The sequence below is a fragment of the Mesorhizobium sp. CO1-1-7 genome (genome assembly GCF_020164885.1).
Taxonomy (GTDB): Bacteria; Pseudomonadota; Alphaproteobacteria; order Rhizobiales; family Rhizobiaceae; genus Mesorhizobium; species Mesorhizobium australicum.
On sequence record NZ_JAIUHA010000004.1, the window covers coordinates 21,923 to 48,573 of the forward strand.

Annotated in this window: 29 protein-coding genes, 1 other RNA gene and 1 pseudogene; 12 read left to right on the forward strand and 19 right to left on the reverse strand. The window is 63.0% G+C overall.

The annotated features are described in order from the left end of the window. Positions 1-1,032, forward strand: coding sequence for a peptidoglycan -binding protein (locus tag LB516_RS09350; protein ID WP_109664719.1), 1,032 nt, complete (start codon positions 1-3; stop codon positions 1,030-1,032). 251 nt (positions 1,033-1,283) lie between these two features. Then, positions 1,284-1,709: a hypothetical protein gene (locus LB516_RS09355; RefSeq protein ID WP_140793042.1), complete on the forward strand. Its 426-nt coding sequence runs from the start codon at positions 1,284-1,286 to the stop codon at positions 1,707-1,709. Positions 1,710-1,812: 103 nt separating this feature from the next. On the opposite strand, the gene LB516_RS09360 is transcribed toward LB516_RS09355, so the two are convergent. Then, positions 1,813-2,166 (reverse strand): DUF1304 domain-containing protein, encoded by a 354-nt coding sequence (locus tag LB516_RS09360; RefSeq protein ID WP_015315243.1) that lies wholly within the window; start codon positions 2,164-2,166, stop codon positions 1,813-1,815. Positions 2,167-2,308: 142 nt separating this feature from the next. Here LB516_RS09360 and LB516_RS09365 point away from each other — a divergent pair, with 142 nt between their 5' ends. After that, entirely contained in the window at positions 2,309-3,793 is a 1,485-nt protein-coding gene (locus LB516_RS09365) for a carboxypeptidase M32 (protein WP_224719389.1), read from the forward strand. A 50-nt stretch (positions 3,794-3,843) separates the two neighbouring features. Here the strand turns inward: LB516_RS09365 and LB516_RS09370 are convergent, their stop codons facing one another. After that, positions 3,844-5,643, reverse strand: coding sequence for an ABC transporter transmembrane domain-containing protein (locus tag LB516_RS09370; protein ID WP_224719390.1), 1,800 nt, complete (start codon positions 5,641-5,643; stop codon positions 3,844-3,846). A gap of 205 nt (positions 5,644-5,848) precedes the next feature. Between LB516_RS09370 and rpmE the strand changes: the two genes are divergently transcribed. Further along, positions 5,849-6,070: a 50S ribosomal protein L31 gene (gene rpmE, locus LB516_RS09375; protein ID WP_010912060.1), complete on the forward strand. Its 222-nt coding sequence runs from the start codon at positions 5,849-5,851 to the stop codon at positions 6,068-6,070. A gap of 81 nt (positions 6,071-6,151) precedes the next feature. On the opposite strand, the gene LB516_RS09380 is transcribed toward rpmE, so the two are convergent. Continuing rightward, positions 6,152-6,781 (reverse strand): TetR/AcrR family transcriptional regulator, encoded by a 630-nt coding sequence (locus LB516_RS09380; RefSeq protein WP_224719391.1) that lies wholly within the window; start codon positions 6,779-6,781, stop codon positions 6,152-6,154. A gap of 146 nt (positions 6,782-6,927) precedes the next feature. On the opposite strand from LB516_RS09380, the gene LB516_RS09385 reads away from it, so the two are divergent. Continuing rightward, positions 6,928-7,404 carry a DUF1772 domain-containing protein gene (locus tag LB516_RS09385; protein ID WP_015315239.1) on the forward strand — a complete coding sequence of 159 codons (477 nt, stop codon included), beginning with the start codon at positions 6,928-6,930 and terminating at the stop codon, positions 7,402-7,404. Positions 7,405-7,434: 30 nt separating this feature from the next. Here LB516_RS09385 and LB516_RS09390 read toward each other — a convergent pair whose 3' ends face one another. The 3 genes from LB516_RS09390 to LB516_RS09400 form a co-directional block, all read right to left on the reverse strand. Further along, positions 7,435-7,755 (reverse strand): SelT/SelW/SelH family protein, encoded by a 321-nt coding sequence (locus LB516_RS09390; RefSeq protein WP_015315238.1) that lies wholly within the window; start codon positions 7,753-7,755, stop codon positions 7,435-7,437. A 16-nt stretch (positions 7,756-7,771) separates the two neighbouring features. Further along, a complete protein-coding gene (locus LB516_RS09395) occupies positions 7,772-8,521 on the reverse strand; it encodes a YebC/PmpR family DNA-binding transcriptional regulator (protein ID WP_015315237.1) in 750 nt (249 codons plus the stop codon). A gap of 232 nt (positions 8,522-8,753) precedes the next feature. Beyond that, positions 8,754-9,077, reverse strand: coding sequence for an ArsR/SmtB family transcription factor (locus LB516_RS09400; protein WP_140616621.1), 324 nt, complete (start codon positions 9,075-9,077; stop codon positions 8,754-8,756). A 51-nt stretch (positions 9,078-9,128) separates the two neighbouring features. Between LB516_RS09400 and LB516_RS09405 the strand changes: the two genes are divergently transcribed. The 3 genes from LB516_RS09405 to LB516_RS09415 are packed head-to-tail and all read left to right on the forward strand — an operon-like array spanning position 9,129 to position 10,482. Then, positions 9,129-9,611 (forward strand): SRPBCC domain-containing protein, encoded by a 483-nt coding sequence (locus LB516_RS09405; RefSeq protein ID WP_140616620.1) that lies wholly within the window; start codon positions 9,129-9,131, stop codon positions 9,609-9,611. A 16-nt stretch (positions 9,612-9,627) separates the two neighbouring features. Beyond that, entirely contained in the window at positions 9,628-9,990 is a 363-nt protein-coding gene (locus tag LB516_RS09410) for a hypothetical protein (protein ID WP_224719392.1), read from the forward strand. A gap of 24 nt (positions 9,991-10,014) precedes the next feature. Beyond that, positions 10,015-10,482, forward strand: a complete 468-nt coding sequence (locus LB516_RS09415) for an SRPBCC family protein (RefSeq protein WP_140662614.1) — start codon at positions 10,015-10,017, stop codon at positions 10,480-10,482. A gap of 21 nt (positions 10,483-10,503) precedes the next feature. Here LB516_RS09415 and LB516_RS09420 read toward each other — a convergent pair whose 3' ends face one another. From LB516_RS09420 to ssrS, 4 genes are all read right to left on the reverse strand, one after another. Beyond that, entirely contained in the window at positions 10,504-11,271 is a 768-nt protein-coding gene (locus tag LB516_RS09420; RefSeq protein ID WP_015315232.1) for a TerC family protein, read from the reverse strand. 68 nt (positions 11,272-11,339) lie between these two features. Beyond that, positions 11,340-12,164 (reverse strand): YmdB family metallophosphoesterase, encoded by an 825-nt coding sequence (locus tag LB516_RS09425; protein WP_015315231.1) that lies wholly within the window; start codon positions 12,162-12,164, stop codon positions 11,340-11,342. Positions 12,165-12,226: 62 nt separating this feature from the next. Beyond that, the gene (locus tag LB516_RS09430) at positions 12,227-12,814 is read right to left on the reverse strand and encodes a 5-formyltetrahydrofolate cyclo-ligase (protein WP_041163649.1); all 588 of its coding nucleotides are present in this window, start codon (positions 12,812-12,814) and stop codon (positions 12,227-12,229) included. A 96-nt stretch (positions 12,815-12,910) separates the two neighbouring features. Then, positions 12,911-13,066: non-coding RNA, 6S RNA (gene ssrS, locus LB516_RS09435), on the reverse strand. Between the two features lie 137 nt (positions 13,067-13,203). On the opposite strand from ssrS, the gene LB516_RS09440 reads away from it, so the two are divergent. The 4 genes from LB516_RS09440 (at position 13,204) to msrB (ending at position 16,278) form a co-directional block, all read left to right on the forward strand. Next, a complete protein-coding gene (locus LB516_RS09440) occupies positions 13,204-14,043 on the forward strand; it encodes an AAA family ATPase (protein ID WP_015315229.1) in 840 nt (279 codons plus the stop codon). 82 nt (positions 14,044-14,125) lie between these two features. Next, entirely contained in the window at positions 14,126-14,572 is a 447-nt protein-coding gene (locus LB516_RS09445) for a GNAT family N-acetyltransferase (RefSeq protein WP_224719393.1), read from the forward strand. 6 nt (positions 14,573-14,578) lie between these two features. Continuing rightward, on the forward strand, positions 14,579-15,769 hold the full coding sequence (locus LB516_RS09450; protein ID WP_224719394.1) for a vWA domain-containing protein: 1,191 nt from the start codon (positions 14,579-14,581) through the stop codon (positions 15,767-15,769). 104 nt (positions 15,770-15,873) lie between these two features. After that, positions 15,874-16,278 (forward strand): peptide-methionine (R)-S-oxide reductase MsrB, encoded by a 405-nt coding sequence (gene msrB / locus LB516_RS09455; RefSeq protein WP_140793055.1) that lies wholly within the window; start codon positions 15,874-15,876, stop codon positions 16,276-16,278. Positions 16,279-16,337: 59 nt separating this feature from the next. On the opposite strand, the gene LB516_RS09460 is transcribed toward msrB, so the two are convergent. From LB516_RS09460 to livM, 9 genes and pseudogenes are all read right to left on the reverse strand, one after another. Next, positions 16,338-16,637 carry a hypothetical protein gene (locus LB516_RS09460; RefSeq protein WP_140616614.1) on the reverse strand — a complete coding sequence of 100 codons (300 nt, stop codon included), beginning with the start codon at positions 16,635-16,637 and terminating at the stop codon, positions 16,338-16,340. Continuing rightward, complete coding sequence (locus LB516_RS09465) at positions 16,638-17,078, reverse strand: hypothetical protein (RefSeq protein WP_140616613.1); 441 nt, start codon at positions 17,076-17,078, stop codon at positions 16,638-16,640. Positions 17,079-17,127: 49 nt separating this feature from the next. Then, positions 17,128-17,388, reverse strand: coding sequence for a DUF2312 domain-containing protein (locus LB516_RS09470; protein ID WP_015315223.1), 261 nt, complete (start codon positions 17,386-17,388; stop codon positions 17,128-17,130). Between the two features lie 159 nt (positions 17,389-17,547). Further along, positions 17,548-21,006 carry a pyruvate carboxylase gene (pyc, locus tag LB516_RS09475; RefSeq protein WP_224719395.1) on the reverse strand — a complete coding sequence of 1,153 codons (3,459 nt, stop codon included), beginning with the start codon at positions 21,004-21,006 and terminating at the stop codon, positions 17,548-17,550. A 288-nt stretch (positions 21,007-21,294) separates the two neighbouring features. Then, on the reverse strand, positions 21,295-22,413 hold the full coding sequence (locus LB516_RS09480; RefSeq protein WP_015315221.1) for a branched-chain amino acid ABC transporter substrate-binding protein: 1,119 nt from the start codon (positions 22,411-22,413) through the stop codon (positions 21,295-21,297). Positions 22,414-22,550: 137 nt separating this feature from the next. Then, positions 22,551-22,898 (reverse strand): DUF6867 family protein, encoded by a 348-nt coding sequence (locus LB516_RS09485; RefSeq protein ID WP_013892487.1) that lies wholly within the window; start codon positions 22,896-22,898, stop codon positions 22,551-22,553. Between the two features lie 16 nt (positions 22,899-22,914). Continuing rightward, entirely contained in the window at positions 22,915-23,643 is a 729-nt protein-coding gene (locus LB516_RS09490) for an ABC transporter ATP-binding protein (RefSeq protein WP_015315220.1), read from the reverse strand. Further along, positions 23,643-25,124 carry an ATP-binding cassette domain-containing protein gene (locus tag LB516_RS09495; protein ID WP_224719396.1) on the reverse strand — a complete coding sequence of 494 codons (1,482 nt, stop codon included), beginning with the start codon at positions 25,122-25,124 and terminating at the stop codon, positions 23,643-23,645. Before LB516_RS09495 ends, LB516_RS09490 begins: the two co-directional genes overlap by 1 nt. Then, a pseudogene (livM, locus tag LB516_RS09500) lies at positions 25,124-26,629 on the reverse strand (high-affinity branched-chain amino acid ABC transporter permease LivM); the annotation flags it as partial. The pseudogene livM and the gene LB516_RS09495, both read right to left, overlap by 1 nt. Positions 26,630-26,651: the final 22 nt, after the last annotated feature.

The following is a 26,651-nucleotide window of genomic DNA, read 5'->3' on the forward strand; positions in this document are numbered from 1 at the left end:
ATGGCGCTTGCCAGGGGCCGGCGTACCGATCGCCGCATCGACTATTGGCCGGGCTTCGTCGACGCGCTTTCGACGCTGTTGCTCGCCATCATGTTCCTGCTCACCGTCTTCGTGTTGGCGCAGTTCCTGCTCGGGCGCGAAATCTCCGGCAAGGATACGGCGCTGTCGCGCCTCAATTCGCAGATCAACGAACTGACCCAGCTTCTGGCGCTGGAGCGCTCGACGGCACAGGACAAGGACGATTCGCTGGCCAACCTGCAGGCGTCGCTGTCGGCGGCGGAGGCGGAGAAGAGCCGGCTCGAACAGTTGCTGGCGCAAGGTGCGGGTGCCGGCGACGCCGCCAACCAGCGAGCCGCGGCGCTGGGCGGCGAACTGGACAGCCAGCGCCAGATCAGCCAGCAGGCGCTGAGCCAGGTCGAGATCCTCAACCAGCAGATCGCGGCATTGCGCAAGCAGATCGGCGCGCTCGAGGATGCCCTCAACGTCTCCGAAACGCGCGACCGCGATTCCAACACCAAGATCGCCGATCTCGGCCGTCGCCTGAACGTGGCGCTGGCGCAGCGTGTGCAGGAGCTGAACCGCTACCGCTCCGATTTCTTCGGACGTCTGCGCGAAATCCTGGCCGATCGCGAGAACATCCGCATCGTCGGCGACCGCTTCGTGTTCCAGTCGGAGGTTCTGTTCCCGACCGGATCCGAAGTGATCAACGATGCCGGCAAGGTCGAGATGAAGAAGCTCGCCGACGCCATCATCGAACTGCAGAAAGAGATCCCGCCGGAGATCAACTGGGTGCTGCGCGTGGACGGCCACACCGACAACAAGCCGCTGTCCGGCACCGGCCGTTATCGCGACAATTGGGAACTGTCGACGGCGCGCTCGACCTCGGTGGTCAAGTTCCTGATCGAAAATGGCGTGCCGGCCAACCGGCTCGTCGCCGCCGGCTTCGGGGAATTCCAGCCGCTCGATCCCGCCGACACCGAAGAGGCGCGCAACAAGAACCGCCGCATTGAACTGAAGCTCACCGAACGTTGATCCATCATCACGCGAACTCACGCGAAATTGTTCGCCGGCTCAACTCTAGGGCGCAGGCATCCGCCGGCAAGGCCTGAAAAGATTATCTTTTTTTAATTACACTTCGCGCCGAAGCGCTCCTAGCTTGCTGCGCAGGGCCGAGAACCGCCGGCGATGCCTCCCATCGCGACGCGACGGGACTGGACGACCCAAAATGGTCGGGAGGCGAGGCGGCGCGGCCGCTCTCCCTTCCCAGCAGGAGGAAGCGAACCATGCGCTCATCAGCATCTCTCAAGACTGCAACGCTTGCCGCAATTCTCATTGCCGTCCCGCTTGCCGGCGCCTATGCCGCGGGCCACCACAAGGGTGCTCTCGATGCGACCGCCCCCACCGACATGGCAGGCCCCCGTGTCGAGGCGCTCGTTCAGCAGGTCCAGGGTGTTCATCAGGGCATCGTCGACGCCAGGCAAGCCAACCACATCACCCCGGCCGTCGCGGAGCGCCTGGAAATGCGCACCGCCCGCATCAGTCAGGTCGCCGAGAGAATAGCCGCGTCGGATCACGGCAGGATCCCGGCCGCGCAATACCATGACCTGCTGCGCCGGCTCGACAATGTGGATCAACGTCTGATGGTCGACACCGGCAGCGGTTTCCTGATGGGTGATGGCGCCGACGGCGGAAACTATCCGAACGGCTGAGGCTATTCCGGCCTGGAAACGTCCTCGGGGAAGGGACCCATTGACGCCTTCGGGACCCCAATCCCGCTGGCGTCCTTTTTCTTTCCTTACCAGCCCATCCTGCCTACCAACCGAGCCAGGCCGCGACCAGGGCGACCACCGCCGGCACGGTCTGGATGTACAGGATCTTGCGGCCGACCGTCGCCGCGCCATAGAGACCGGCAATGGTCACGCACAACAGGAAGAAGACCTCGACCTGGAAACCGGCGGCGCCGAGGTAAAGCCCCCAGATCAGGCCGGCGGCGAGAAAGCCGTTATAGAGACCCTGATTGGCGGCGAGCACTTTGGAGGCACCGGCGAATTCCGGCGTCAGGCGGAATGTCTTGTGCCCGCGCGGCGTGTCCCAAAGCACCATCTCGAGATAGACGATGTAGACATGGATCAAGGCCACCAGCCCGACCAGGATGTTGCCGATCATTCTGCTCCCCCTTCATCCGTCGCCGGCAGCATTTCATGCCCAACCTCGCTTGCGCAAGCAGCATCTGCCGGATGGTATACGAGGGTTGCCAATACTTTTGCGGTGGTGTCTTTTCGCCCCGTCCTCAAACACGGAAGCCGCCATGTCCTTTCACAAACTCGACGATCTCGGCCACAAGCTCGAAGCGCTTGAGCATGCGCTGGCCATCCTCGGCGCCGATGAGGCGACCCACATGGCCGTCGGTGGTGGCGAGAAGCGCGCCGAGGCGATGGCGGCCCTTGCCGGCATGTATCACACCAGGGCGACCGCGCCGGAAATATCGGACTGGATCGCCGCGGCCGAAGGCGAGGCATTGGACGATGAGCAGCGGGCGGCTCTCGCCGAGTTGCGGCGGCAATACACCAACCTGACCTGCCTGCCCGTCGAATTCGTCGAGCGCCAGACGACGGCGCGCATGCGCTGCGAGCAATTGTGGCGCGCCCTGCGCGCCAAGAACGATTGGGCGGGTTTTCAGCCGGCGCTCGAAGGCGTGGTGGCGCTGGTGCGCGAAGAGGCGGCCCTGCGCTCCGACGTGCTCGGCCTTGCCCCCTATGACGCGCTGATGGAACAATATGATCCCGGCAATCGCACGGCCGACATCACGCCCGTCTTCGCCGACCTCAAGACCTTCCTCAAAGGCTTCGTGCCGGAGGCGCTGGCGATCCAGGAAGCGCGGCTGCGCAAGCATCCGCTGAAGCCGCTTTCGGGTACCTATGCCATTGACCGGCAGCGCGAACTCGGCCTTGCCATGATGGCGGCGGTCGGCTTCGACCTGACGCACGGCTCACTGTCGGTGTCGCACCATCCGTTCTGCGGCGGCGTGCCCAGCGACGTGCGCATCACCACGCGCTACAAGACCTCGGATTTCCTGTCGGCGCTGATGGGCGTGCTGCACGAGACCGGTCATGCGCTCTACGAACAGAACCTGCCCAAGGCGTGGGCGCACTGGCCGCTCGGCAAGGCCCGCGGCATGGCCGTGCATGAAAGCCAGAGCCTGTTCGTCGAAAAGCAGATCGGCCGCAATCCTGCCTTCTGGCGCTGGGCGCTGCCGGTGGTGGAGAAGCATCTCGGCGAAGCCTGGTCGCTCGACGATATCCTGCCGCATGTCCATCGTGTCGAACGCGGCCTGATCCGCGTCGACGCCGACGAGGTGACCTATCCCTTGCATGTCATCCTGCGCTACGAACTGGAACAGGAACTTGTTTCGGGCAGCCTCGAAGTGGCTGATCTGCCCGAAGCCTGGGATGCCAGGATGCGCGACTATCTTGGTCTCTCGACCATCGACAACCCCGCCGACGGGCCGATGCAGGACGTCCATTGGCCGGGTGCCGCCTTCGGTTATTTCCCGTCCTATACGCTGGGCGCGATGATGGCGGCGCAGCAATGGGCCGCGCTGACGCGCGAGCATCCTTCAGCCGACGAAGACCTTGCAAAGGGGAATTTCGAGGCGATCAACGGTTGGCGCCGCGAGAAAATCTGGTCGCAGGGGTCGCGCTGGTCGACGCCGGACCTGCTTGAGCGCGCCACCGGCGAGAAGCTCAACGCCAAGCATTTCGTCAACCATTTGAGGCAGCGCTACGGCGGATGAGATGCCGCCTGGGACGACAATTTTCGTTACGCCGAGGCGAACTGAACCTGCTACTCCGCCGCGCCCCTGAAGGCGCTGGCGCCGGTTTCGAACTGCAGCTTGGCGAGCCGTGCATAGATGCCACCCTTGGCGACCAGGCTCTGATGGGTGCCTTCCTCTACGATGCGGCCGCCATCCATGACCAGGATCCTGTCGGCCTTCAGCACCGTCGCCAGCCGGTGGGCGATGACGATGGTGGTGCGCCCCCGCATCAGCCGCTCGAGCGCGGTCTGCACCAGTGTCTCGCTTTCGGCGTCGAGGGCCGAGGTCGCCTCGTCGAGCAGCAGGATCGGCCCGTCGCGCAGGATGGCACGTGCGATCGCCACACGCTGGCGCTGGCCGCCGGACAGCGTCACGCCGCGCTCGCCGACCTGGCTGTCATAGCCGTTCTCCAGCCTGAGGATAAACTCGTCGGCCAGTGCGTCCTTGGCCGCCGCCTCGATCTCTGCCTCGCTGGCGCCTGGCCGGCCGAAGCCGATATTGTCGCGCGCGCTCGCCGCGAAGATGGTGACGTCCTGCGGCACGATGGCGATGCGCTGCCTGACCGAAACGGGATCGGCTTCGCGCACGTCCACGCCATCGATCAGGATCTTGCCGGTTTCCGGATCGTAGAAGCGCAGGATCAGCGAGAACACCGTGCTCTTGCCGGCACCCGAGGGGCCGACGATGGCCACCGTCTCGCCGGGGATGACTTGAAAACTCAGGCCGTGGACGGCGGCGCGATCGGGCCTCGCCGGATAGGAGAAGGAAACATTCTCGAAGACGATCGCGCCCTTGGCGACCGCCGGCAGCGGCTTCGGATCGGCCGGCGCCTGGATTGCCGGCGACTCGGCCAGAATCTCGGTCAGCCGTTCGGCGGCACCCGCGGCTTGCGCGAGTTCGCCCCAGACTTCCGACAGCGCGCCGAGCGCGCCAGCGGCGAACACCGAATAGAGGAGGAATTGGCCAAGCGTGCCAGGCGATATCGTGCCGTCGAGCACGTCGCGCGAGCCGAACCACAGCACCGCCACGACCGAGGAGAAAATGGTGAAGATGGCGAAGAAGGTGAGGAAGGAGCGCGCGAAGATCGAAGCGCGCGCTGCCTCGAAGGCGGCTTCCACCGCGCCCGAGAATCGTCCGGTGACCAGTCTCTCATTGGTGAAGGCCTGCAGCGTGCGCACCGCGCCGATCTGCTCGCTGGCATAGGCCGTCGCGTCGGCAAGCGTGTCCTGGGCCTGCCTTGACTTGCGCCGCACCGAGCGGCCGAAGGCGACCAGCGGCAGCACGATCACGGGGATCGCCCCGATGACCAGGCCGGAGAGTTTCGGGCTGGTGACGACCATCATGCCCACCGCGCCAAGGCCGAGGATGACGTTGCGCAGCGCCACCGATGCCGTTGCGCCGACCGCCGACTTGACCTGCGTGGTGTCTGCGGCGAGCCGCGACACGATTTCCCCCGACTGGGCGGTGTCGAAGAAGGCAGGCGACAGCGTCGTCACATGGGCAAAGACATCGCGCCTGATATCGGCGACGACGCGCTCGCCGAGCGTGATGACGAAGTAGTAACGGCCGGCCGACGCCGCAGCCAGCACGGCGGCCATCGCCACCAGGGCGCCGAAATATTCGGCGATGAAGGTGGTGCTGGCCGACGAGAAACCGTGGTCGATCATGCGCCGGACGGCCAGCGGCAGTGCCAACGTCGTTGCCGCCGCGATGGCCAGTGAGATAAGGGCGCCGATGACCAGCGTGCGATATCCGGCGATATACGGAAACAGGCGCCTGAGCGGCTTGAGCGAGCGTCGGCGCTCGTCTGCGCTGCTTGATTGCGCCATCTCGGTGTTTCCTCTAGCCACTTCAGCCTTTGCGCATCAATATGCGCTTGCCGCGGCCTTGTGATTCAATTCCGGCTGATGTATAGGCACGCCGACCGTTTTAGAAGCCGTGGCTCCTCAATAGCTGCGGCTTCGAGTTTTAAAAAGAGGCGCATCGACGCAGGCTTATGCCCGTCCGCCGCGCCGGCAAGCCAGGAACAGAGCCATGAAGAGCGCAATCCATCCCGACTACCACACCATCAAGGTCGTCATGACCGACGGCACCGAATACACGACCCGTTCGACCTGGGGCAAGGAAGGCGATACGATGAACCTCGATATCGACCCGACCACCCACCCGGCCTGGACCGGCGGCCAGCAGACCCTGCTCGACCGCGGCGGCCGCCTGTCGAAGTTCAAGAAGCGTTTCGAAGGTTTCGGCCTCTAAGGCGAAGAGCTTTTTCGCGGATCAAGAGCCCGCCCTTGTGGCGGGTTTTTTGTTGCTTGGCCGAAGGCTAGGTCTTCGGCCCTATTCGGCCAGCAATTCCCTGAGTGCCATGCGCTTGTAAGCCGTGACCAGCCTGTCGCCCTCCTGCCTGTCGACCGAGATCGCCAGCCGCATGGCCGCCTCGCCCATCTGCCACACCAAGAATGCCGTCGTGTCGAGCGCCACCGGATCGGCATCGGGCCGCAGGCGCTTGAGTACCGCGATCAGAAATTCCGCGTTCGCGCGACTGTCGGCGAGTTCGAGCTGGCGCAGCGCCTTGTCGGCCTGGGTGCCCGACCAGATGTCGCGCATCACCGGCTCGGCCAGGAACAGTCCATAGTAGATATCGACCAGCTCCGAAAACGCTTGGCCCAACCCTTCTGCATCCCTAACGTCCTTGAGTGCCGCCGAAATGCAGGCTTGGCTTTCCATCGTGTAGCGTTCGGCCAGCGCCCAGACGATCGCCCGCTTGTCCGGAAAGAACTGGTAGAGCGAGCCGATCGACACTCCAGCCCGCTCCGCCACCTCGCCCATGCGCATGGCATCGCTGCCTTGTTCGGCAATCAGCGCCGAGGCGGCGGCCAGCATGCGCTCGACCCGCTCGCGGCTGCGCTGCTGGCTTGGCGCCCGGCGCGGCGGACCGATCCGCTCATTGGTTTGCGTGCCTTCCATCACCGTCTCCAACAAACGCGCCCGGCAAAATCGCCGGGAACGACTTGACTTACAAAATACGAGGGTTTATCACGTTTTGCAAATGTGAGGCATGCTCATATTTTTTAGAGAGCAAACCGCCGCAACCGGCGTCCGGAGCAACTGAGATGATCAAGCTTCTTCCAACCCTCACCTTCATTGCCGCGATCGGCGCGGGCGTCGTCGGTGGCGTATTCTTCGCCTTTTCCAACTTCGTCATGGCGGCCCTTGCCCGGCTGCCCGTCCCGGCGGGCATCGCAGCGATGAATTCGATCAACGTCACGGTGATCACCCCGACCTTCATGACAGCGCTGTTTGGCACCGGCCTCATCTGCCTCGTTCTCATTGCCGCCGCTCTCTTGGGCTGGAGCCAGTCCGGCTCGTACTGGTTACTGGCCGGCGCGGTGATCTATCTGGTCGGCAACCCTATCGTGACCATGGTCTTCAACGTGCCGCTCAACGATGCTCTCGCCGCCGTCGACCCGGCCAGCAGCAACGGCGCTGCCGTGTGGGCGAACCATCTGAGCCAATGGGTGATGTGGAACCACGTCCGCACCGTCACCGCCATCGTGGCGATGGCGTGCTTTATCTTCGCATTGCTCTGAAGAGGTCTAACGAGACGCAAAAAACTCCGCTCAGGCGAGGTCTTTCTGCGTGTCACCCTTGTGGCCTTTGCGGTCGGCGTGACCGAGATCCCGATCCGGATCGATCACGTCGCGGACCAGCTGCTTGAGTTTGGCCGCGTCAGGAAAGCCGCCGTCGCGCTTGCGGTCCCAGACCAGCACATCGTTACAGGAGATGGTGAAGATGCCGCCGGTGCCCGGCACCAGCGTCACCTCGCCGAGATCGGTACCGAAGGTGGACAGCAGCTCCTGCGCCATCCAGCCGGCACGCAACAGCCACTGGCATTGGGTGCAGTAGGTAATGCGGATGGCCGGCAACTGAGCTTTGCTCATATCGGACGACCTTCGCTCACGCCGCGCTGAGCTTCGCCATCGTCTCGTCGTCGACTTCGAAGTTGGCGTAGACGCTTTGCACGTCGTCATCATCCTCGAGCGTGGCAACCAGCTTCATCAGCGATTGCGCCCGCTCTTCGTCGACGGGGACATTGTTCTGCGGCTTCCAGATCGCCTTGACCGATTCGGCCTCGCCGAGCGAGGTTTCAAGCGCCTTAGACACCTCGCCGAGAGTCTCGAAGGAGCAATAGATCGTGTGGCCTTCCTCGTCCGATTCGACATCGTCGGCGCCGGCTTCGATCGCCGCATCCATGATCTTGTCGGCGCTGCCGGCCGAGGCCGGATAGTAGATTTCGCCGGCGCGGTCCCACATGAACGACACCGATCCGGTTTCGCCGAGCGCGCCGCCGGCCTTGGTGAAGGCGGCGCGCACATTGGACGCCGAACGGTTGCGGTTGTCGGTCAGCGCCTCGACGATCACGGCGACGCCACCAGGCCCATACCCTTCGTAGCGCACCGCTTCGTAGTTTTCGGCGTCGCCCATCGAGGCCTTGTTGATGGCGCGCTGGATGTTGTCCTTGGGCATCGACACCGCCTTGGCGTTCTGGATCGCCAGGCGCAGGCGCGGGTTCATCGATGGGTCCGGCGTTCCGCTCTTGGCGGCGACGGTGATTTCGCGCGCCAGCTTGGAAAACATTTTCGACCGCACCGCGTCCTGACGGCCCTTGCGGTGCATGATGTTCTTGAACTGTGAATGGCCAGCCATGGCACCCCTGTCGTGTTCGGCTAGAGCGTCTTGCCGCGAGATGCGTCATCTCGCCTTTGCAAAAGGCTCGAATTCAATTTCAGAGCGTCCCGATGCGTCCGGGTGAACGTACGGCGCCCTGTGTCGGAATGGCCGGCTTATAGATAAATCGGCTCAATTCGTCCAGCCGCGCCGCGTTGCCGGGCACTCGGCATGCGGCGGCCCGGCAAGCAGGCTTTGCCCGGCCTTTGTCCTACCCTTCCAGATCGGACTTCAGCCGGTCGATGATGCTGAGCGCATGGCCGGCATACTGGCTGATCCAGCGGTCGTGTATCTGCTTGATCGGCAACGCATTGAGATGGTTCCAGCGCTCGCGTCCGTCGCGGCGCGCGACGATCAGGTCCGCCTCCTCCAGCACCTTGAGATGCAGCATGACCGTGCAGCGGTCGATATCGGGAAAGGCTTCGCACAGCATGCCGGTGGTCTTTGGCTCGTCTTTCAACCGATCCAGCATTTCGCGCCGGCGCGGATGCGCCAGCGCCTTGAAAACATTGTCGTCCTGCGATCGGCTTGACATGTTATATTTCTATAACATAACGTTGGCTCGTTCAAGCAAGGAGCTGTGGATATGTCTCTTGGATTCAGCGTTTCAGGGCGCATCGGCAAACCGGTCGCCGAAGTCTTCGACGCGGTCGTCAACCCAAAGAAGCTGAGCGGCTATTTCACCACCATCGGCGGTGCCAGCGCGCCATTGGTGGCCGGTTCGGGTGTCGTTTGGTGGGGCAAGGTGCCGGTCGAGGTCGACGAAGTGGTCAAGGACAGCCGCATCGTGCTGCGCTGGGATGCCACCGACGCCGACGGCAAGCCCGCCTACAAAACCCGCATCGAGATGAATTTCGAGCCGCTCGACGATGGCGGCACCTTCGTCACCATCGCCGAGAGCGGCTGGCAGGAAGGCGCGGTCGGCCTGAAGAAGTCCTACCTGAATTGCGAGGGCTGGTCGCAGATGCTGGCCTGCATGAAGGCCTATGTCGAATACGGCATCAATCTGCGCGACGGCTATTACCGCAGCGAGATGAAGGGCGAACCCGCCAGCGAAAACAACATTTGAAAAACGGAGCCCAGTCATGACCGCGAAGATCACCGGCGGCATCAACATCGCCATGAAGGTGCCATCGCACCAGTACGAAGCGACGATCGCCTTCTACCGCGATGTCGTCGGCCCCAAGCCGTTCACAGCCAAGGCGCCGGCCATCGGCTTCGAACTCGGCCCCAACAGGCTTTGGATCGACGAGGCGCCGACGATGAGCCAGGCCGAGATCTGGCTGGAGCTTTTCACGCGGGATTTTCCGGGCGCCGCGGATCATCTGGCCAAGGCAGGAATTGTGCGTTGCGATGCCGTCGAGCCCTTGGACGCGGGTTTCCGAGGTGGTTGGATCACCAATCCGGCCAACATCATCCATATGGTGCGCGAACCCGACGCCTGGTGAGGGCGTATTCGAAAGGAGATCGCCATGGAAATCCGTGAGACACCGACAGCCGAAGCCGCCATGCTGATCCGGCGGCCGGTCGCTGAGGTTTTCGAAGCCGTCGTCGATCCGGCGATCACGACCAAATTCTGGTTCACCCATGGCAGCGGCCGGCTTGATGGCGGCAAACCGGTTCAGTGGGAGTGGCGCATGTATGGGGTCTCGACGACAGTCGAGGTCAGCGAGATCGTCAGGGACAAGAAGATCGTCATGACGTGGAGCGATCCGCCGACCACGGTGGTCTGGACCTTCACCGAAATGCCTGGCGAAGCGACATTCCTCGAGGTCCACAATTTCGGCTTTGCCGGCAATGGCGACGAGCAGGTGAAACAAGCGGTCGGCTCAACCGACGGCTTTGCGCTTGTGCTCGCCGGCGCCAAGGCCTGGCTGGAACAGGGCCTGACGCTCGGCTTGATGGGTGACCGCCATCCGAAGGGTGTTCCGGGGCACTAGGCTCGCCCCGGCCGACCAGTATCAGTGGCCGTCGCCGGTTTTCGCTTTCTTGCGCCGCCGCGCCAGCATGTTGAGCCCCTCGACCAGCGCCGAAAAACCCATCGCCGCATAGATGTAGCCCTTGGGCACATGATAGCCCATGCCGTCGGCGATCAGCGTCATGCCGATCATCAGCAGGAAGCCCAGCGCCAGCATGACGATGCTGGGGTTCTTGGCGATGAAGTCCGCCAGCGGTCCGGCCGCCAGCATCATCACGGTCACGGCCGCGATGACCGCGATATACATGATGGCGATCTCGTCGGTCATGCCGACGGCGGTGATGATGGAATCGATGGAGAAGACGAGGTCGAGCAGCAGGATCTGGAAGATCGCGCCGGCAAGCGAGATCTTGAGCGTTTCGCCCAGCATCGTGTCCTGATGGTCGTCGGGATCGACCGTGTGGTGGATCTCCTTGGTCGCCTTCCACACCAGGAACAGACCGCCGGCGATCAGAATCAGGTCGCGCCAGGAGAAGCCGTGGCCGAACGCCGTGAAGACCGGCGTCGTCAGTTGGACGATGATGGAAATGGTGGCGAGCAGCACCAGGCGCATGACCAGCGCCGCCGAGATGCCAAGACGCCGCGCGCGAGCTCTCTGCTCCACGGGCAGCTTGTTGGTGAGGATCGAGATGAAGATCAGGTTGTCGATGCCGAGCACGATCTCGAGCACCACCAGCGTCAGCAGCGCGACCCAGGCGGTCGGGTCGGAAACGAATTGAAAATGCGGCGCCAGGAATTCGATAAGCTGCATGGAGGTCGTCCCCTACGATCTAGAGCAGTGTCGCCGGCAATTAGGTACTGCGACCCCCTATATCAATGTCACGCCCAGAAGGACGGAGCCGTTTCTTCCAGCCTTGGCCCGCGACGAAACGGCGCGATCTTCTCGGTCAGCCCCGTGCGGTCGGAAATATCGACGCCGACGCCGCACAACGTCGCCGGTCCCGTCGCTGCCTCGAAACGCCCTTTCGGCACTTTCGACAGGAACCGGTTGAGCGGTTCTTCCTTGTCCATGCCGAGCGAGGAATCATAGTCACCGCACATGCCGGCATCCGACAGGTACCCGGTGCCGCCATTGAGGATCTGGTGGTCGGCGGTGGGCTGGTGCGTGTGAGTGCCGACGACGAGACTGGCGCGGCCATCGACAAAATGCGCGAAGCACATTTTTTCCGAGGTTGCCTCGGCGTGGAAGTCGATCACCACCGCATCCGCCTGCTCGCCGAGCGGACAGGCGGCAAGCTCGCGTTCGCCGGCCTGGAAGGGATCGTCGAGTTCCGGGTGCATGAACACCCGGCCCATAATGTTGGCGACCAGCACGCGCGCGCCGTTTTTGGCGATGTAGACACCCGAGCCGCGCCCGGGCGTGCCTTTGGGGAAATTGGAAGGCCGCAGGAACCGCTGCTCGCGCGGCGCGAAGGCCAGAGCGTCGCGCTGGTCCCAAACATGGTTGCCGGTGGTCACGACATCGCAGCCCGCCGCGATCGTCTCACGCAAGATCTCTTCGGTGATGCCGAAGCCGCCGGCCGCGTTCTCGCCGTTGACGATGACGAAATCGAGCTTGAAGTCGGAGATCAGGCCAGGCAGTTGTTCCCATACCGCGGTGCGGCCCGTCTTGCCGACCATGTCCCCGAGGAAAAGAAGTCGCATCTATGCTGATCCCGAAAAGTTGCATGACTTTTCGGCAAAGATCATGCGTTTCAAAGAACTATCTACAATTTTGGCGCAAAGCGGCGCAACCCGCTCTCGGTGAGTATTTCCGGGATGACGACGTCATGGGGCTCGTCTGGAACTTGCGAAACTTCTTGGCAGTCGAAGGCGATGCCGATCAGCCGGGGCGCGAGCCCCTTGTCGACGAGCTTCGCGATCGCCCGGTCGTAATAGCCGGCGCCATATCCGATGCGGTGACCGCGCGCGTCGAAGGCGGCGAGCGGCACCAGCACGACCGAAGGATCGAGAACTTCGGCCTCAGCATGCGGCCCGACCGTGCCAAAGCCCATGTCGACCATCGGCGCGCCGCGAACCAGTTCGCGAAAGACGATGGTGGTCTTGTCGAGAATGGCAGGCAGGCAGAGCCGTGCGCCCTTCTCTCGCAAGGCGAACATCAGCGGCCTGACATCGACCTCCGAGCGCATCGGCCAGAAACCGGAGACGATCTGACCGGGCCCGATCTCCAGATGGTCGCGCGCCGTCTCCGCCATTTCGAGCGCAGCCTCCACCCGCCAGAATGCATCGAGACCGTCGCGGCGGGCGAGTGCCTCGAGACGCAGCTTTTTTTTCAAGTCTTTGGGAGAGGTCATGCGGCCAAGGTAGAAAAGGTCAGAGCTGTGCGGGGTCTCAAGTGCGACGTTTTCCACCGCATCATCCACCAAGATGCGTGGACACGTTGCGACAAGTGACGATCCACACAACCGGTGGAGAGAGCGATCCCGGGAACCTACAAAGTAGGTGGGCGCCGTGTGAGAAAACCCACGGGTCTTCCCAGGGACAGCTCCCTAAGGATCGTTAAGGCCCCGGGGAAAATGTTCTCCTGCCGGGAAGCACAGACCGTCCTGCCCAATATAGGCCGCTGGTGGCTCAAGCGCCAGTGACGCAGGCAGTCTCGGTGGCTTTATTCGCCATCCGCACCGCACCCTTGCACAGCCGCGGCGGCGTCCTTACGGTCGCGACGACCAACCAAGGAGCAAAAATGCGTTTCGAAGGCACGGCGGCCTATGTCGCCGACAAGGATCTGATGGTGGCGGTCAACGCGGCGATCGCGCTGGAGCGGCCCTTGCTGGTCAAGGGCGAGCCCGGCACCGGCAAGACGGAACTCGCCCGCCAGGTGGCGGCGGCACTCGGCCTCGAGCTGATCGAGTGGCACGTCAAATCGACGACGCGGGCGCAGCAAGGTCTCTACGAATACGATGCGGTGTCGCGGCTGCGCGACAGCCAGCTCGGCGATGTCAGGTTCAACGACATCAAGAACTACATCAAGCGCGGCAAGCTTTGGGAGGCATTCGCGGCCGACAAGAAGGTCGTGCTTCTGATCGACGAGATCGACAAGGCCGACATCGAATTCCCCAACGACCTGCTGCAGGAACTCGATCGGATGGAGTTCTTCGTCTACGAGACCGGCGAGACCATCCGTGCCGCCGTTCGCCCGATCGTCATCATCACCTCCAACAACGAGAAGGAGTTGCCGGACGCTTTCCTGCGCCGCTGCTTCTTCCACTACATCCGCTTCCCCGACGTCGACACGCTGCACAGAATCGTCGACGTGCACTATCCCGGCATCAAGCAGAACCTGGTGCGCGCGGCCCTCACCCAGTTCTATGAAATTCGCGACGTGCCAGGCTTGAAGAAGAAGCCATCGACCTCCGAGGCGCTCGACTGGATCCGCCTGCTGGTCGCCGACGACATCGCGCCGGAGGATTTGCGCGCCGACCCCAAGAACGCATTGCCCAAACTGCATGGCGCCCTGTTGAAGAACGAGCAGGACGTGCATCTGTTCGAGCGGCTGGCCTTCATGGCGAGAAGACAGCAATAGGGCAGCGCTTTCCCGGCTGTGGACCGTTGCCGCGGGCCGAAGAGAAGGTCAGCTTCGGCCAGAACCCTTCGGAGGAGAAAAAATGTCTGAGATCGTTGTCCGCCCGCTCGCAGAATCCGACCACGCCGACTGGCACCGCCTGTGGACCGATTATCTGACCTTCTACGAAACCAAGCTGCCGGAAGAGGTCTATGCCATCACCTGGAAACGGTTATTCACCGAAGGCGAGTTCGAGCCGAAGGGTTTTATCGCCACATCGGGCGGCAAGGCCGTCGGCCTCACCCATTATCTCTACCACCGCTCCGGCTGGTCGGAGAAAAACAACTGCTACCTGCAGGATCTGTTTGCCGACCCGAATGTGCGCGGAAAGGGCATCGGCGCGGCCCTCATCGAGGCGGTGAAGCAGGAGGCCGGCAAAATCGGCGTGAAGAACGTCTATTGGATGACGCACGAAACCAATGCCACCGCCCGCAAGCTCTACGACCATGTCGCGCGCAGGACGGGCTTTATCGAGTATGATTTACTGTAACCGGCCATGTTCATCCCCTTCTTCCTCGAGCTGAAGGCAGCCCGCGTTCCCGTTTCGCTCAGGGAATACCTCTCTCTCCTGGAGGGGCTGGAAGCCGGGCTGGTCGACTACGACGTCGAAGGTTTTTACTACCTCGCCCGCGCCGCACTGGTTAAGGACGAGCGCCATATCGACCGCTTCGACCAGGTCTTCGCGCATGTCTTTAAGGGCGTCGAGGCACTGGGCGGGCCGGATGCGGTCGACGTCGCCAATATTCCCGAGGAATGGCTGCGCCGGCTCGCCGAAAAGCACCTGACCGAAGAAGAGAAAAAACTGGTCGAGGCGCTGGGCGGTTTCGACAGGCTGATGGAGACGCTGAAGCAGCGGCTCGAGGAACAGAAGGGCCGCCACCAGGGCGGTTCGAAATGGATCGGCACCGGCGGCACCTCTCCCTTCGGCGCCTATGGCTACAACCCCGAAGGCGTGCGCATCGGCCAGAACGAAAGCCGCAACCGCCGCGCGGTGAAAGTCTGGGACAAGCGCGAGTTCCGGAACTTCGACGATGCCGTCGAACTCGGCACCCGCAACATCAAGATCGCGCTGAAGCGCCTGCGCCGCTGGGTGCGCGACGGCGCAGAGGAAGAATTCGATCTGCCCGGCACCATCCACGCCACCGCCGAGCACGGCTATCTCGACGTCCAGACACGGCCCGAGCGTCGCAACGCGGTGAAGCTCCTGATGTTCTTCGATGTCGGCGGCTCGATGGACGATCATATCAAAAGCGTCGAGGAGCTATTTTCGGCCGCCCGCGCCGAATTCCGACAGCTCGAATATTTCTATTTCCACAACTGCCTCTACGAAGGCGTGTGGAAGGACAATCGCCGCCGCCATGCCGAGACGATTTCGACCTTCGACCTCATTCATAAATATGGCGCCGACTATAAGGTCATCGTCGTCGGCGACGCCTCGATGAGCCCATACGAGATCGCTCACCCAGGCGGCTCGGTGGAACACTGGAACCCCGAGGCAGGAGCCGTCTGGCTCGGCCGGCTGCTGCGGCAATGGCCAAACGCGGTTTGGCTTAACCCCGAGAGCGAAAAGAACTGGGGCTTTACTCATTCGATCGCGATAATCCGTGACATCTTCGGCGGCCGCATGTTCCCGTTGACACTGGCCGGACTGGAGGGCGCCACGAGGCAATTGTCGCGCAAACATTGAGATGTCCGGAGCGCTCGGGACTGGGCAGGTCTGTAACAAACCCCTATCTTGTTGCGAATATCCGGTTGCAACCAAGAACGAGCCGCCAAGGCTGAGGAGATCAAATGGACACCCACACTTACCCCGTCACCCGCACCGACGCCGAATGGCGCGCCCGGCTGACGCCGGAGCAATACGCCGTCATGCGCAACCATGGCACCGAGCGGCCGGGAAGCTGTGCCCTGCTGTACGAGAAGCGCGCCGGTACTTTTTCCTGCGTCGGCTGCGACCAGCCGCTGTTCCAATCCACGCTGAAATTCGAGAGCGGCACCGGCTGGCCGAGCTTCAACGATCCCGTGCCGGGCTCGGTCGAGAACACCGTCGACCGCAGCTACGGCATGGTCCGCACCGAATGCCATTGTGCCCGTTGCGGCAGCCATCTCGGCCATGTCTTCGAGGACGGCCCGCCGCCGACCGGCCTGCGCTACTGCATCAATGGCGTGGCGCTGAAATTCGAGCCGGCCGCCTGAACAACGCGGCATGAATGCTTGCCAAGGGCGGCTCCGGCCGCCCTTTGCGGGCAGCTTCGTCAGACGACGATGGTGGCGATCAGCCAGAGCGCTGATCCCAGCATGAAGAGGGAAGCCCTGGCACCACCGGCCTTCTCAGCCGTGCGCCAGACCGCCAAAGCCAGGAAGATGCTGTAGGGCACCGGTGCGAAATGCACCGCAAGGACAAGGCCGAGCGGCATCTTCAGCCCAAGCAAGATCAGCGCCCCGGCAGACGACGCAATATTGATCGCGGTTCCGACAAGCATCATGTCGCGCCAGAACAGCCGGTCGATCGGCACCTCGCCAAGCCAACGCGAGCGGAAGAAATCCGCGATCACTTACCCCTGCCTCAGCACTTCGGTCACGGCGCACTCGACCCGCGAGCATTCCGTCACCAGCCAGTCGGTCATGGCAGGCCAGTTGTCCTCGGCAAAGCAGTTGACGCGCCACATCGAATTGATGCCAAGGCCTTCGCAGCTTTGTTCCGGCCTGAGCTTCAGCCTGTCTTCGATCGCTGGTCGGAACGGCTTCAGCCGCGACCAGCTTTGCGTGGCGCCGAACTTCTCGTTGCGGCCGAAGAAGACACCGACATGGTTCTGCGCCGGCGCGACATACATGGAAAGTACCAGAGCGAAATCGGGCAGTCCGCGCTGCCAGAACCAGGGCCCGCGTCGCGCCAGCCGGGCTCTTTCCTCCGGATGCCGTTCGGCAAACAGCGACCAGAAGCCGCGATGGCGGAATTCCGAGGCGCGGCGGCCGCCGAAGTCGAATTCGCTCATGGTTCGAACCGTATCTCCGGCAACCGCGTCGGGCACCGGCCGGTTAGTCTTACACCATGCCGAGGGCGGCCATGTATAGATCGAGGATGGCGTCCTCCTCCTGGCGCTCGGCCTGGTCCTTCTTGCGCAGACGGATGATGGTGCGGATTGCCTTGGTGTCGAAGCCGGTGCCCTTGGCTTCGGCGAAGACTTCCTTGATGTCGTCGGAGATCGTCTTCTTTTCTTCCTCGAGCCGCTCGATGCGCTCGATCAAGGCACGCAGCTGGCCGGCGGCAACAGTCTGGCTGGTCTCGGTGATATCGTCGGCCATGTTTTCTCCAAATCGGTTCCGCGCCGCGACTCGGGGAACGTGCCGCGACGAATTTCAGCGGTTCGATGCCCGACCGGAGCCGGCGGGTCAAGCCGTTATCGAACAGCTCGCCAAGGCCTGCCGTCATGAGCCGACAGCCTGCCCGTTCCTTGCGAGCTCTCAGTTGAAGGCGATCAGGAGATCCTTCGCATCGATCTGGTCGCCGGCCTTCACCAGCACCTCGGCGACCGTCCCGTCGCGCTCGGCGTGCAGCGCCGTCTCCATCTTCATCGCTTCGATGGAGAGCAGCACGTCGCCGGCCTTGACCGCCTGGCCGGCGGCGACCGAAAGTGCGGAGACCACACCCGGCATCGGCGCCCCGACATGCGCCTCGTTGCCGGGCTCCGCCTTGCGACGCGCCTTGGCCGCCGACGCGCCATGTGCGCGATCGGGCACCTTCACGCGCCGCGGCTGGCCGTTGAGCTCGAAGAACACCGTGACCATGCCGTTGTCGTCGACATCGCCGAACGCCTGGCAGCGCACGACCAAGGTCTTGCCCCTTTCGATATCGACGAAAATCTCGTCTTCCGATTTCATGCCGTAGAAATAGGTCGGCGTCGGCAGAACGCTGACCGGGCCGTAGGTCTCCTGCGCGGCGACGAAGTCGGAAAACACCTTCGGATACATCAGCCACGAGGCGAACTCGTATTCCGACAGCTTGCGCTCGAGCTTGTCCTCGATCTCCTTGCGGCTCTTCTCGAGGTCGGCCGGCTTGAGCAATGAGCCGGGCCGCGCCGTGATCGGCTTGTCGCCCTTGAGTGCCTTCTTCTGCAACGCCTGCGGCCAGCCGCCAGGGGATTGGCCAAGATCGCCGCGCAGCATCGAAACCACCGAGTCCGGGAAGGCGATGTCGCGGGCCGGGTTCTCGACATCGGCAACGGTCAGGTCCTGGCTCACCATCATCAGCGCCATGTCGCCCACGACCTTGGAGGACGGCGTCACCTTGACGATGTCGCCGAACATCAGGTTGACGTCGTGATAGGTCTGCGCCACCTCGTGCCAGCGTGTCTCCAGCCCAAGCGAACGCGCCTGTTCCTTCAAATTGGTGAACTGCCCCCCCGGCATTTCGTGCAGGTAGACCTCGGAAGCCGGGCCTTTCAGGTCGCTCTCGAAAGCAGCGTACTGATTGCGAACGGCTTCCCAGTAGAACGAGATCTTTCGGATCCATTGCGGGTCGAGGCCTGGATCGCGCTCGGTGCCTTTCAGCGCTTCGACGATTGAACCCAGGCACGGCTGCGAGGTGTTGCCGGAGAAGGCGTCCATCGCCGCGTCGATGGCGTCGACACCGCTTTCCACGGCCGCCAGCACGGTTGCCGCCGACAGACCCGATGTGTCGTGGGTGTGAAAATGGATCGGCAGGTCGGTCGCCTCGCGCAGCGCCTTGAACAGCACGCGGGCAGCACTCGGCTTCAACAGGCCGGCCATGTCCTTGACGGCGATGATATGGGCGCCGGCGGCCTGCAATTCCCTGGCGAGCCCGACATAGTATTTCAGGTCGTACTTGGCCCTCGCCGGATCGAGGATGTCGCCGGTATAGCACATCGCCGCTTCGATCAGCTTGCCCTCGGCGCCGACCGCGTCCATGGCGACGCGCATGTTCTCGACCCAGTTCAGGCAGTCGAAGACGCGGAACAGGTCGACGCCGCCCGACGCCGCCTGCTTGACGAAATGCTGCACGACATTGTCGGGATAATTGGTATAGCCAACACCGTTGGCGCCGCGCAGCAGCATCTGCAGCAACAGGTTGGGGGCGGCTTCCCGCACCAGCGACAGCCGCTCCCATGGATCCTCGGTGAGGAAGCGCATGGCGACGTCGAAAGTGGCCCCACCCCAGCATTCGAGCGACAGCAACTGCGGCAAGGCACGCGCATAGGTGCCGGCGATGCCGGCAATGTCATGCGTGCGCACACGGGTGGCGAGCAGCGACTGGTGGCCGTCGCGCATCGTCGTGTCGGTGACCAGCACTTCCCTTTGCTCGCGCATCCAGGCGGCGAACTTTTCCGGCCCGAGCACGTCGAGCTTCTGCTTGCTGCCGCTCGGCACATTGCCGTTGAGATAGGGCACCACGGGCGGCGCCGCGTCGGCCTTTGGCGTCGGCCGGCCGCGCGTCTCGGGATGGCCGTTGACGCTGACGTCGGCCAGGTAGTTGAGCAGCTTGGTGGCACGGTCTTGGCGCTTGACCTGCTGGAACAGCTCCGGCGTCGTGTCGATGAACCTGGTCGTATAGGAATTGTCGGCGAAGCTCGGGTGATTGATGATCGCTTCGAGGAAGGTGAGGTTGGTGGCGACGCCGCGGATGCGGAACTCGCGCAGAGCGCGGTTCATGCGGGCGATCGTCTCGGCCGGCGTCGGCGCCCACGCCGTGACCTTCTCCAGCAGCGGATCGTAGAAGCGGGTGATGACCGCGCCGGAATAGGCCGTGCCGCCATCGAGGCGGATGCCGAAGCCGGTGGCGCCGCGATAGGCGGTGATGCGGCCGTAGTCCGGAATGAAATTGTGTTCGGGATCTTCCGTGGTGATGCGGCACTGCAAGGCATGGCCGTTCAGCCGGATGTCCCTCTGCGCCGGCACACCCGATTCCGGCGTGCCGATGGCGAAACCGTCGAGGATGTGGATCTGCGCCTTCACGATGTCGATGCCGGTCACCATTTCGGTGACGGTGTGCTCGACCTGGATGCGCGGATTGACCTCGATGAAGTAGAACTTGCCGGTATCCGCGTCCTGCAGGAATTCGACGGTGCCAGCGCCGATATAGCTGGTCTCGCGCGCGATCTTCAGCGCGTAGCCGCAAAGTTCCTGGCGCAGGTCCTCGCTAAGATAGGGCGCCGGCGCGCGCTCGACGACCTTCTGGTTGCGGCGCTGGATCGAGCAGTCGCGCTCGAACAGGTGCACTGCATTGCCGTGTGTGTCGCCAAGCACCTGCACCTCGACATGGCGGGCGCGCTCGATCAGCTTTTCGAGATAGACCTCGTCCTTTCCGAAGGCGGCCTTCGCCTCGCGCTTGCCTTCCATGACCTCGCGGGCGAGGTCGGCCTCGGAGCGGATGGCGCGCATGCCGCGGCCACCGCCACCCCACGAGGCTTTGAGCATGACCGGATAACCGACCGTCTTGGCGAGTTCCTTGACCGCCTCTATATCGTCCGGCAACGGATCGGTCGCCGGCACCACGGGCACGCCGACCTCGATGGCCAGATTGCGCGCGGCGACCTTGTTGCCCAGCCGGCGCATCGTGTCGGGTTTCGGGCCAATAAAGGTGATGCCTGCTTGAGCGCAGGCTTCGGCGAATTCGGGGCTTTCCGACAGCAGCCCGTAGCCGGGGTGGATGGCATCGGCGCCTGAAAGTCTGGCGACGCGGATCACCTCCTCGATCGACAGATAGCTCTCGATCGGACCCATGTCCTTGCCGAGATGCGGGCCGCGCCCGACCTGGTAGCTCTCATCGGCCTTGAAGCGGTGCAGCGAGTATTTGTCTTCCTCGGCCCAGATCGCCACGGTTTTGAGGCCCAGCTCGTTGGCCGCGCGAAAGACGCGGATGGCGATTTCTGACCGGTTGGCGACGAGGATCTTCGTGATGGCCAAGGACTGGGCTCCAGCAGCGGAAGGAACGGGAAATCGGGGTAATGATTAGCGCGAAAATGCTGCAGTGCAAACAAAATCGACGCCGATTTAAACCGATTTAGATCGATTGTCCGGCCAACACTCGCATGCATCGGTTCGAACGGACGGAACAATGGCGACAATTTCGATCCTGGATGCGATCTTCCTGGCTAAGGGGGCTCACCGTGACGTAACCCGGCTGCCGCCGCGCATCAAAAGAAAATGCCCGGCGCGAGGCGCCGGGCATCGTTGGTTTCGGATCCGAATGAATTACGACTTCGGGAACCAGGAATACTTCCCGTCGTCCTTCTTCTTCCATTCGTACATGATGTAGCCTGGCAGCTTCGGATCGCCCTTGGCGTCATAGGCGAGATCGCCCAGAACGGTCGGGAACGGGCCGCTTTCATGCATCGCCTTGGCGACGGCCTGCGGATCGTTCGTCTTGGCGGCAGCGGCCGCCTCGGCGACCACCTGCACGGCGGCATAGGCGTAGAGCGTGTAGGCTTCCGGCTCGAAACCCTGCGCGCGGAACTTCTCGACGAGTTCCTTATTGGCTGGGATCAGGCGCGGGTCGGGGCCGAACGTGTTGAGGGTGCCGGCGACTGCGTCGCCCGCGATGGCGGCGAGTTCGTCCGTCACGATGCCGTCACCCGACATCATCGGGGCCTTGAGGCCCTGGTCCGCCGACTGACGGATGATCAGGCCGGCTTCGGTGTGCAGGCCTCCCCAGTAGATCAGGGTGACGCCGGCTTCCTTCATCTTGGCGATCAGCGCCGAGAAGTCCTTGTCGCCGACATTGACGCCTTCATACATCACTTCCTTGATGCCGGCGGCGTTCATCGCCTTCTTGGTTTCGTCCGCGAGGCCCTGGCCATAAGGGGTCTTGTCATGGATCACGGCGACTTTGGCATCCTTGAAGTTCGCGGCGATATAGGCGCCAGCGATGCTGCCCTGCTGGTCGTCGCGTCCGCAGGTACGGAACACATTCCACAAGCCGCGCTCGGTAAACTTCGGGTTGGTTGCGGCCGGCGTGATTTCGACGATGTTGTTTTCGGCGTACACTTCGGAGGCCGGGATCGACACGCCCGAGTTGAAGTGGCCGATCACGAACTTGACGCCGTCGCCGACGAACTTGTTGGCGACCGAGATGCCCTGCTTCGGATCGGAGACATCGTCGCCGACTTCGAGCTTGATCTGCTCGCCATTGATGCCGCCCTTGGCATTGATCTCGGCGACCGCCGCTTCGGCGCCCTTCTGCAACTGTGCGCCGAAGGCCGCGTTCGGACCGGTGATCGGCCCGGCGACGGCGAACATTACATCAGCCCACGCGTTGCCGCCGAACGCGACGAGCGCGGTCAGGGCCACGGCGGACAAAAGTGACTTTTTCATTTAAACGCTCCCATTAACGGAGTGGGCGTGGATGAAGCTTTCATGCGATGCCCACCCTTATCGCAGAAAGCATAGTTTGCCGATTTTCAGGCACTTGTCACGCCGATTCATCCCTGACGCGGCGTTAATGATGAACGTCAACCTTTCGGTTTCCAGCTCAAGATTGAAGCTCTTTCGTAGAGCCAATTATACTGTGTGACCATCTGGTTGGTTCGTGTGTATTGATAGCCGACGAAGCCCAGTATCATCAGCACGATGGTGTCGACGATATAGTAATGCAGCGAGAACATCGTGCCGTCGAACAGCGCGTGATGGATGAAGCGGATTCCGATGCCGAGCCCGAGCAGATAGGCAAACAGCTGGATGAAGCTGCGCCACGTCTGGGCACTGGCCTTGCCGGTCATCCAGGCCGCCCATCCGCCGAGCAGGCAGGTGACGAAGAAGAACTGCCAGATCGACGGTTCCTCGTAGAGAATGCCTTGCATGGGAAGTCTCCTGAACTCAGTGATGTCCGCCTTCGAGATAGGCGGCGCGCACTTCCGGATTGGCGAGCAGCTCCTTGCCGGTGCCGCTCATCGTCACATTGCCGTTGACCATGACATAACCGCGCGTGGCGAGCTTGAGCGCGCCGAACGCGTTCTGCTCGACCAGGAATACGGTCAGCCCTTGGGTGCGGTTCAACTCACGAATGGCATCGAAGATCTGCTTGACGATCAGCGGCGCCAGGCCCAGCGACGGCTCGTCGAGCAGAAGCAGTTTCGGCCGCGCCATCAGTGCGCGTCCGATCGACAGCATCTGCTGCTCGCCGCCCGACAGCGTACCGCCACGCTGGGCGATGCGCTCCTTCAGCCTGGGGAACAGCGTGAACACCTTCTCGACGTCCTCGCCATAATATTTGAGGTTGTCGAGGCTGGCGCCCATCTGCAGGTTTTCCATCACCGTCATGCGCGGAAAGATGCGCCGGCCCTCCGGTGACTGGGCAATGCGCATGCGCGCGATTTCGTGTGTCGGCAATTGGGTGATATCGGTCCCGTTGAAGGTGATGGTGCCCGTGCGGGCGCGTGGAGCCCCGAAGATGGTCATCATCAGCGTCGACTTGCCGGCGCCGTTGGCGCCGATCAGCGCCACGATCTCACCTTGCTTGACGCTGACATTGACGCCGTTCAGCGCACGGATGTTGCCGTAATAAGTCTCCACGCCCTTGATATCGAGCAGCGTTGTCGTGGCCATCACTTGCCCCCTCCACGCTTGCCCTGAACGGGCTTGGGCGTGCTCGCCTTGGCTTTGCCGGACACATGGCTGGTCGCCACCTTGCCTGCATCGACGCGGCGCGAGAATTCCGTATCCTTGCCTTGGCCGAGCAGCTTGGCCTGCTTGACCCACTCCTCGCGCGCGATGCGTCCGTCAAAGGCCAGGTAGGCCTCGACCGCCTCGACGTCTGCCTTCTTCCAGGCGCCGATCTGGTCGAAGTGGAAGATGCCGTGTTCGTTGAGCTTCTTCTCGTTGACCGTGCCGATGCCCTTGATGCGGGTCAGATTGTCGGCCTTGCCGCCACGGGGGGCAGCGAGGCGGTTCGAAACGCCTTCGGCCTTCGCGGCAGGCGCCTTGGCGGCCGTTTTCCGTGGTGCCGCTTTCTTCGCGGCGGGCTTGGCCGGCGCCGGTCTCGGGGCAACAGGCCTGCTTGCCACGCTGGCAGCGCGGGCATCGACCTGCGCTGCCTTCGAGGCGCCTTTCGACACGGTTACGCGTTCGCCTTGGCTATGGCCGACGGTGTCGCTCACCGGCCCGGCCAGATACGACGACGATGTCCCCGGGCCATGCGCGGAATCGGGGCCGATGTCGAGCTGTTCGATGACGTCCTCGTCGCCGACTTCGGTAAGTACGGTCTCGACCTCCTCGTCGTCGACGCCAAGATAGGCAGCGATGACGCGCGGGTCGGTGCGCACCGATTGCGGATTGCCGTCGGAGATCTTGCGGCCATATTCCAGCACCACGACATGGTCGGAGATCTGCATGACCACCGACATGTCGTGCTCGATCAGGAGGATCGAGGTGCCTGTCGTGTGCTTGATCCCCATCAGCAGTTCGTTGAGAGCCGCCGATTCCTTCGGGTTGAGACCGGCCGCCGGTTCGTCGAGGCACAGAAGCTCGGGACCGGTGCACATGGCGCGCGCGATCTCGAGCCGCCGCTGTGCGCCGTAGGGCAAGTCGCCGGCCGGATCGTCGGCGCGATCGACGAGATCGGCCTTTTCCAGCCAGTGCTTGGCAAGCTCCACCGATTCGGCCGAGGCCTTGCGGTAGCCGCTGAAGCCGAACAGGCCCAGGATCGTATACCCGGACGCCTTCATCAGCTTGTTGTGCTGGGCGACGAGCAGGTTCTCCAGCAGCGTCATGCCCGAGAACAGGCGGATGTTCTGGAAGGTGCGCGCCACCTTGGCGCGCGCCGGGATCTCATGGTTGGGCAGCCGTTCCAGCAGGTAGCTGGAGCCATCGGCCCGGTTGAGCGTGATCATGCCTTCCGACGGCTTGTAGAAGCCGGTGATGCAATTGAACACGGTGGTCTTGCCGGCGCCGTTGGGGCCGATCAGCGCGGTGATTTCGCCGCGCCTGGCGGTGAAGGACAGGTCGCCGATGGCGACCAGACCGCCGAACTTCATCGACAGATGATCGACCTGCAGGATGGCGTCGTTCACTTGTGCGTTCGCATTCATCAGCCGTGACCCTCCTTGGTGAAGGAGCTTGAGACAGCCCTTCGCTCCTTGAGGAAGGCTGTCGGTTCACGACTGCCGACAAAGCCCCGCGGCTTCCACAGCATGACTATGACCATGGCCATGCCGAACAGAAGCATGCGGTAGAGTTCGGGGGTGAAATCTTGCCCGAAGACCTGTTTGAGGAAGTCGAGCTCGCGCAGCGCCTCGGTGCCGCCGATCATCACCATCGCGGCGACGGCGATGCCGACCAGCGACCCCATGCCGCCAAGGACGACGATGGCCAGGATGATGGCCGATTCCAGGAAGACGAAGGATTCCGGGCTGACGAAGCCTTGCCGCGCGGCGAAGAATGCCCCGGCAAAACCGCCGAACATGGCACCGGTGGCAAAGGCCGTCAGCTTGGTCGTGGTGGTGTTGATGCCGAGCGAGCGGCAGGCGATCTCGTCCTCGCGCAGCGCTTCCCAGGCACGCCCGACGGGCATGCGCCTCAGCCTGATGGTGACGAAGGCGGTGAGCATGCAAAGCGCCAGGATCAGGTAATAGAGGAAGATCTTGTAGTAGGCGCTCGAGGTCGCGAGGTGCAGGACCTTGGCGATGTAGTTGGGGTCCGAGACGTTGAAGGTCATCAGGCCGAAAAAGGTGACTTTCGGGATGCCGGAGATACCGGCCGAACCGTTGGTCACATCGCGCCAGTTGATCAGCACCAGGCGGATGATCTCCCCGAAGGCAAGGGTAACGATCGCCAGGTAATCGCCGCGCAGGCGCAGCACCGGAAAGCCGAGCAGCACGCCCCAGAAGGCGGCCATGGCGCCGGCCGCCGGAAGCAGTATCCAGAACGACAGGCCGTAGGTTGTGCCAAGCAGCGCATAGGCGTAGGCCCCGACGGCGTAGAAGGCGACGTAGCCCAGATCGAGCAGGCCGGCGAGGCCGACGACGATGTTCAGCCCCCAGGCCAGCATCACGTAGATCAGGATCTGGATGCCGAAATTGTCGACCCATTTCAGCGAGCCCTGCAATCCGGTGGCGACCGACCACGACATCAGCGACAGCACGACGATGACAAGGATCGGATAGAGCACCAGCGCGGCAATGCCGAGCTTGGTGAAGTTGGCGTGGATGAAGCCGCGGTAATAGTAGATCACACAGGCCAGCGCATAGATGATTGCGAGCGCGCGCAGGAACTGCAGATAGCCGGCCGCCTCTGCTCCTATCCATCCGGGAAGCGAGCCGTTGAACACGAACAGCAGCACCACCGCGATGATCGCCACGACAAACGCCGGCAACAGGAAGAAGCGCGACGCCGCACTGGCCGGCAACAGGCCGGTGGCGACATCGGCGATCTTCTGGTTGGCCATGAAGGGTTGACCATAGGCGACATAAAGGAAACGGCCGATAGCCGTGGCGATCACCACGGCAGCCAAGAGGCCCCAGCGCTTCACCAGGACCAGTTCATTGGAGATGTTCTGGTCTGTCTTGAGGCCGATGAACAGCACGAACAGGCCAAGCGAGATGGCGCCGGCATAGAAG

Excerpts from the sequence above, each read along its gene's own strand:
- LB516_RS09385 (WP_015315239.1), top strand. The coding sequence starts at position 6,928 with ATGATCAAGCTTCTTCCAACCCTCACCTTCATTGCCGCGATCGGCGCG.
- LB516_RS09350 (WP_109664719.1), top strand. The coding sequence starts at position 1 with ATGGCGCTTGCCAGGGGCCGGCGTACCGATCGCCGCATCGACTATTGG.
- LB516_RS09465 (WP_140616613.1), bottom strand. The coding sequence starts at position 17,078 with ATGAGCGAATTCGACTTCGGCGGCCGCCGCGCCTCGGAATTCCGCCAT.
- LB516_RS09365 (WP_224719389.1), top strand. The coding sequence starts at position 2,309 with ATGTCCTTTCACAAACTCGACGATCTCGGCCACAAGCTCGAAGCGCTT.
- LB516_RS09405 (WP_140616620.1), top strand. The coding sequence starts at position 9,129 with ATGTCTCTTGGATTCAGCGTTTCAGGGCGCATCGGCAAACCGGTCGCC.
- LB516_RS09400 (WP_140616621.1), bottom strand. The coding sequence starts at position 9,077 with ATGTCAAGCCGATCGCAGGACGACAATGTTTTCAAGGCGCTGGCGCAT.
- LB516_RS09380 (WP_224719391.1), bottom strand. The coding sequence starts at position 6,781 with ATGGAAGGCACGCAAACCAATGAGCGGATCGGTCCGCCGCGCCGGGCG.
- LB516_RS09425 (WP_015315231.1), bottom strand. The coding sequence starts at position 12,164 with ATGCGACTTCTTTTCCTCGGGGACATGGTCGGCAAGACGGGCCGCACC.
- LB516_RS09480 (WP_015315221.1), bottom strand. The coding sequence starts at position 22,413 with ATGAAAAAGTCACTTTTGTCCGCCGTGGCCCTGACCGCGCTCGTCGCG.
- LB516_RS09370 (WP_224719390.1), bottom strand. The coding sequence starts at position 5,643 with ATGGCGCAATCAAGCAGCGCAGACGAGCGCCGACGCTCGCTCAAGCCG.
- LB516_RS09470 (WP_015315223.1), bottom strand. The coding sequence starts at position 17,388 with ATGGCCGACGATATCACCGAGACCAGCCAGACTGTTGCCGCCGGCCAG.
- LB516_RS09395 (WP_015315237.1), bottom strand. The coding sequence starts at position 8,521 with ATGGCTGGCCATTCACAGTTCAAGAACATCATGCACCGCAAGGGCCGT.
- LB516_RS09360 (WP_015315243.1), bottom strand. The coding sequence starts at position 2,166 with ATGATCGGCAACATCCTGGTCGGGCTGGTGGCCTTGATCCATGTCTAC.
- LB516_RS09485 (WP_013892487.1), bottom strand. The coding sequence starts at position 22,898 with ATGCAAGGCATTCTCTACGAGGAACCGTCGATCTGGCAGTTCTTCTTC.
- LB516_RS09445 (WP_224719393.1), top strand. The coding sequence starts at position 14,126 with ATGTCTGAGATCGTTGTCCGCCCGCTCGCAGAATCCGACCACGCCGAC.
- LB516_RS09490 (WP_015315220.1), bottom strand. The coding sequence starts at position 23,643 with ATGGCCACGACAACGCTGCTCGATATCAAGGGCGTGGAGACTTATTAC.
- LB516_RS09355 (WP_140793042.1), top strand. The coding sequence starts at position 1,284 with ATGCGCTCATCAGCATCTCTCAAGACTGCAACGCTTGCCGCAATTCTC.
- LB516_RS09410 (WP_224719392.1), top strand. The coding sequence starts at position 9,628 with ATGACCGCGAAGATCACCGGCGGCATCAACATCGCCATGAAGGTGCCA.
- rpmE (WP_010912060.1), top strand. The coding sequence starts at position 5,849 with ATGAAGAGCGCAATCCATCCCGACTACCACACCATCAAGGTCGTCATG.
- LB516_RS09495 (WP_224719396.1), bottom strand. The coding sequence starts at position 25,124 with ATGAATGCGAACGCACAAGTGAACGACGCCATCCTGCAGGTCGATCAT.
- LB516_RS09390 (WP_015315238.1), bottom strand. The coding sequence starts at position 7,755 with ATGAGCAAAGCTCAGTTGCCGGCCATCCGCATTACCTACTGCACCCAA.
- msrB (WP_140793055.1), top strand. The coding sequence starts at position 15,874 with ATGGACACCCACACTTACCCCGTCACCCGCACCGACGCCGAATGGCGC.
- LB516_RS09420 (WP_015315232.1), bottom strand. The coding sequence starts at position 11,271 with ATGCAGCTTATCGAATTCCTGGCGCCGCATTTTCAATTCGTTTCCGAC.
- LB516_RS09430 (WP_041163649.1), bottom strand. The coding sequence starts at position 12,814 with ATGACCTCTCCCAAAGACTTGAAAAAAAAGCTGCGTCTCGAGGCACTC.
- LB516_RS09450 (WP_224719394.1), top strand. The coding sequence starts at position 14,579 with ATGTTCATCCCCTTCTTCCTCGAGCTGAAGGCAGCCCGCGTTCCCGTT.
- LB516_RS09415 (WP_140662614.1), top strand. The coding sequence starts at position 10,015 with ATGGAAATCCGTGAGACACCGACAGCCGAAGCCGCCATGCTGATCCGG.
- LB516_RS09440 (WP_015315229.1), top strand. The coding sequence starts at position 13,204 with ATGCGTTTCGAAGGCACGGCGGCCTATGTCGCCGACAAGGATCTGATG.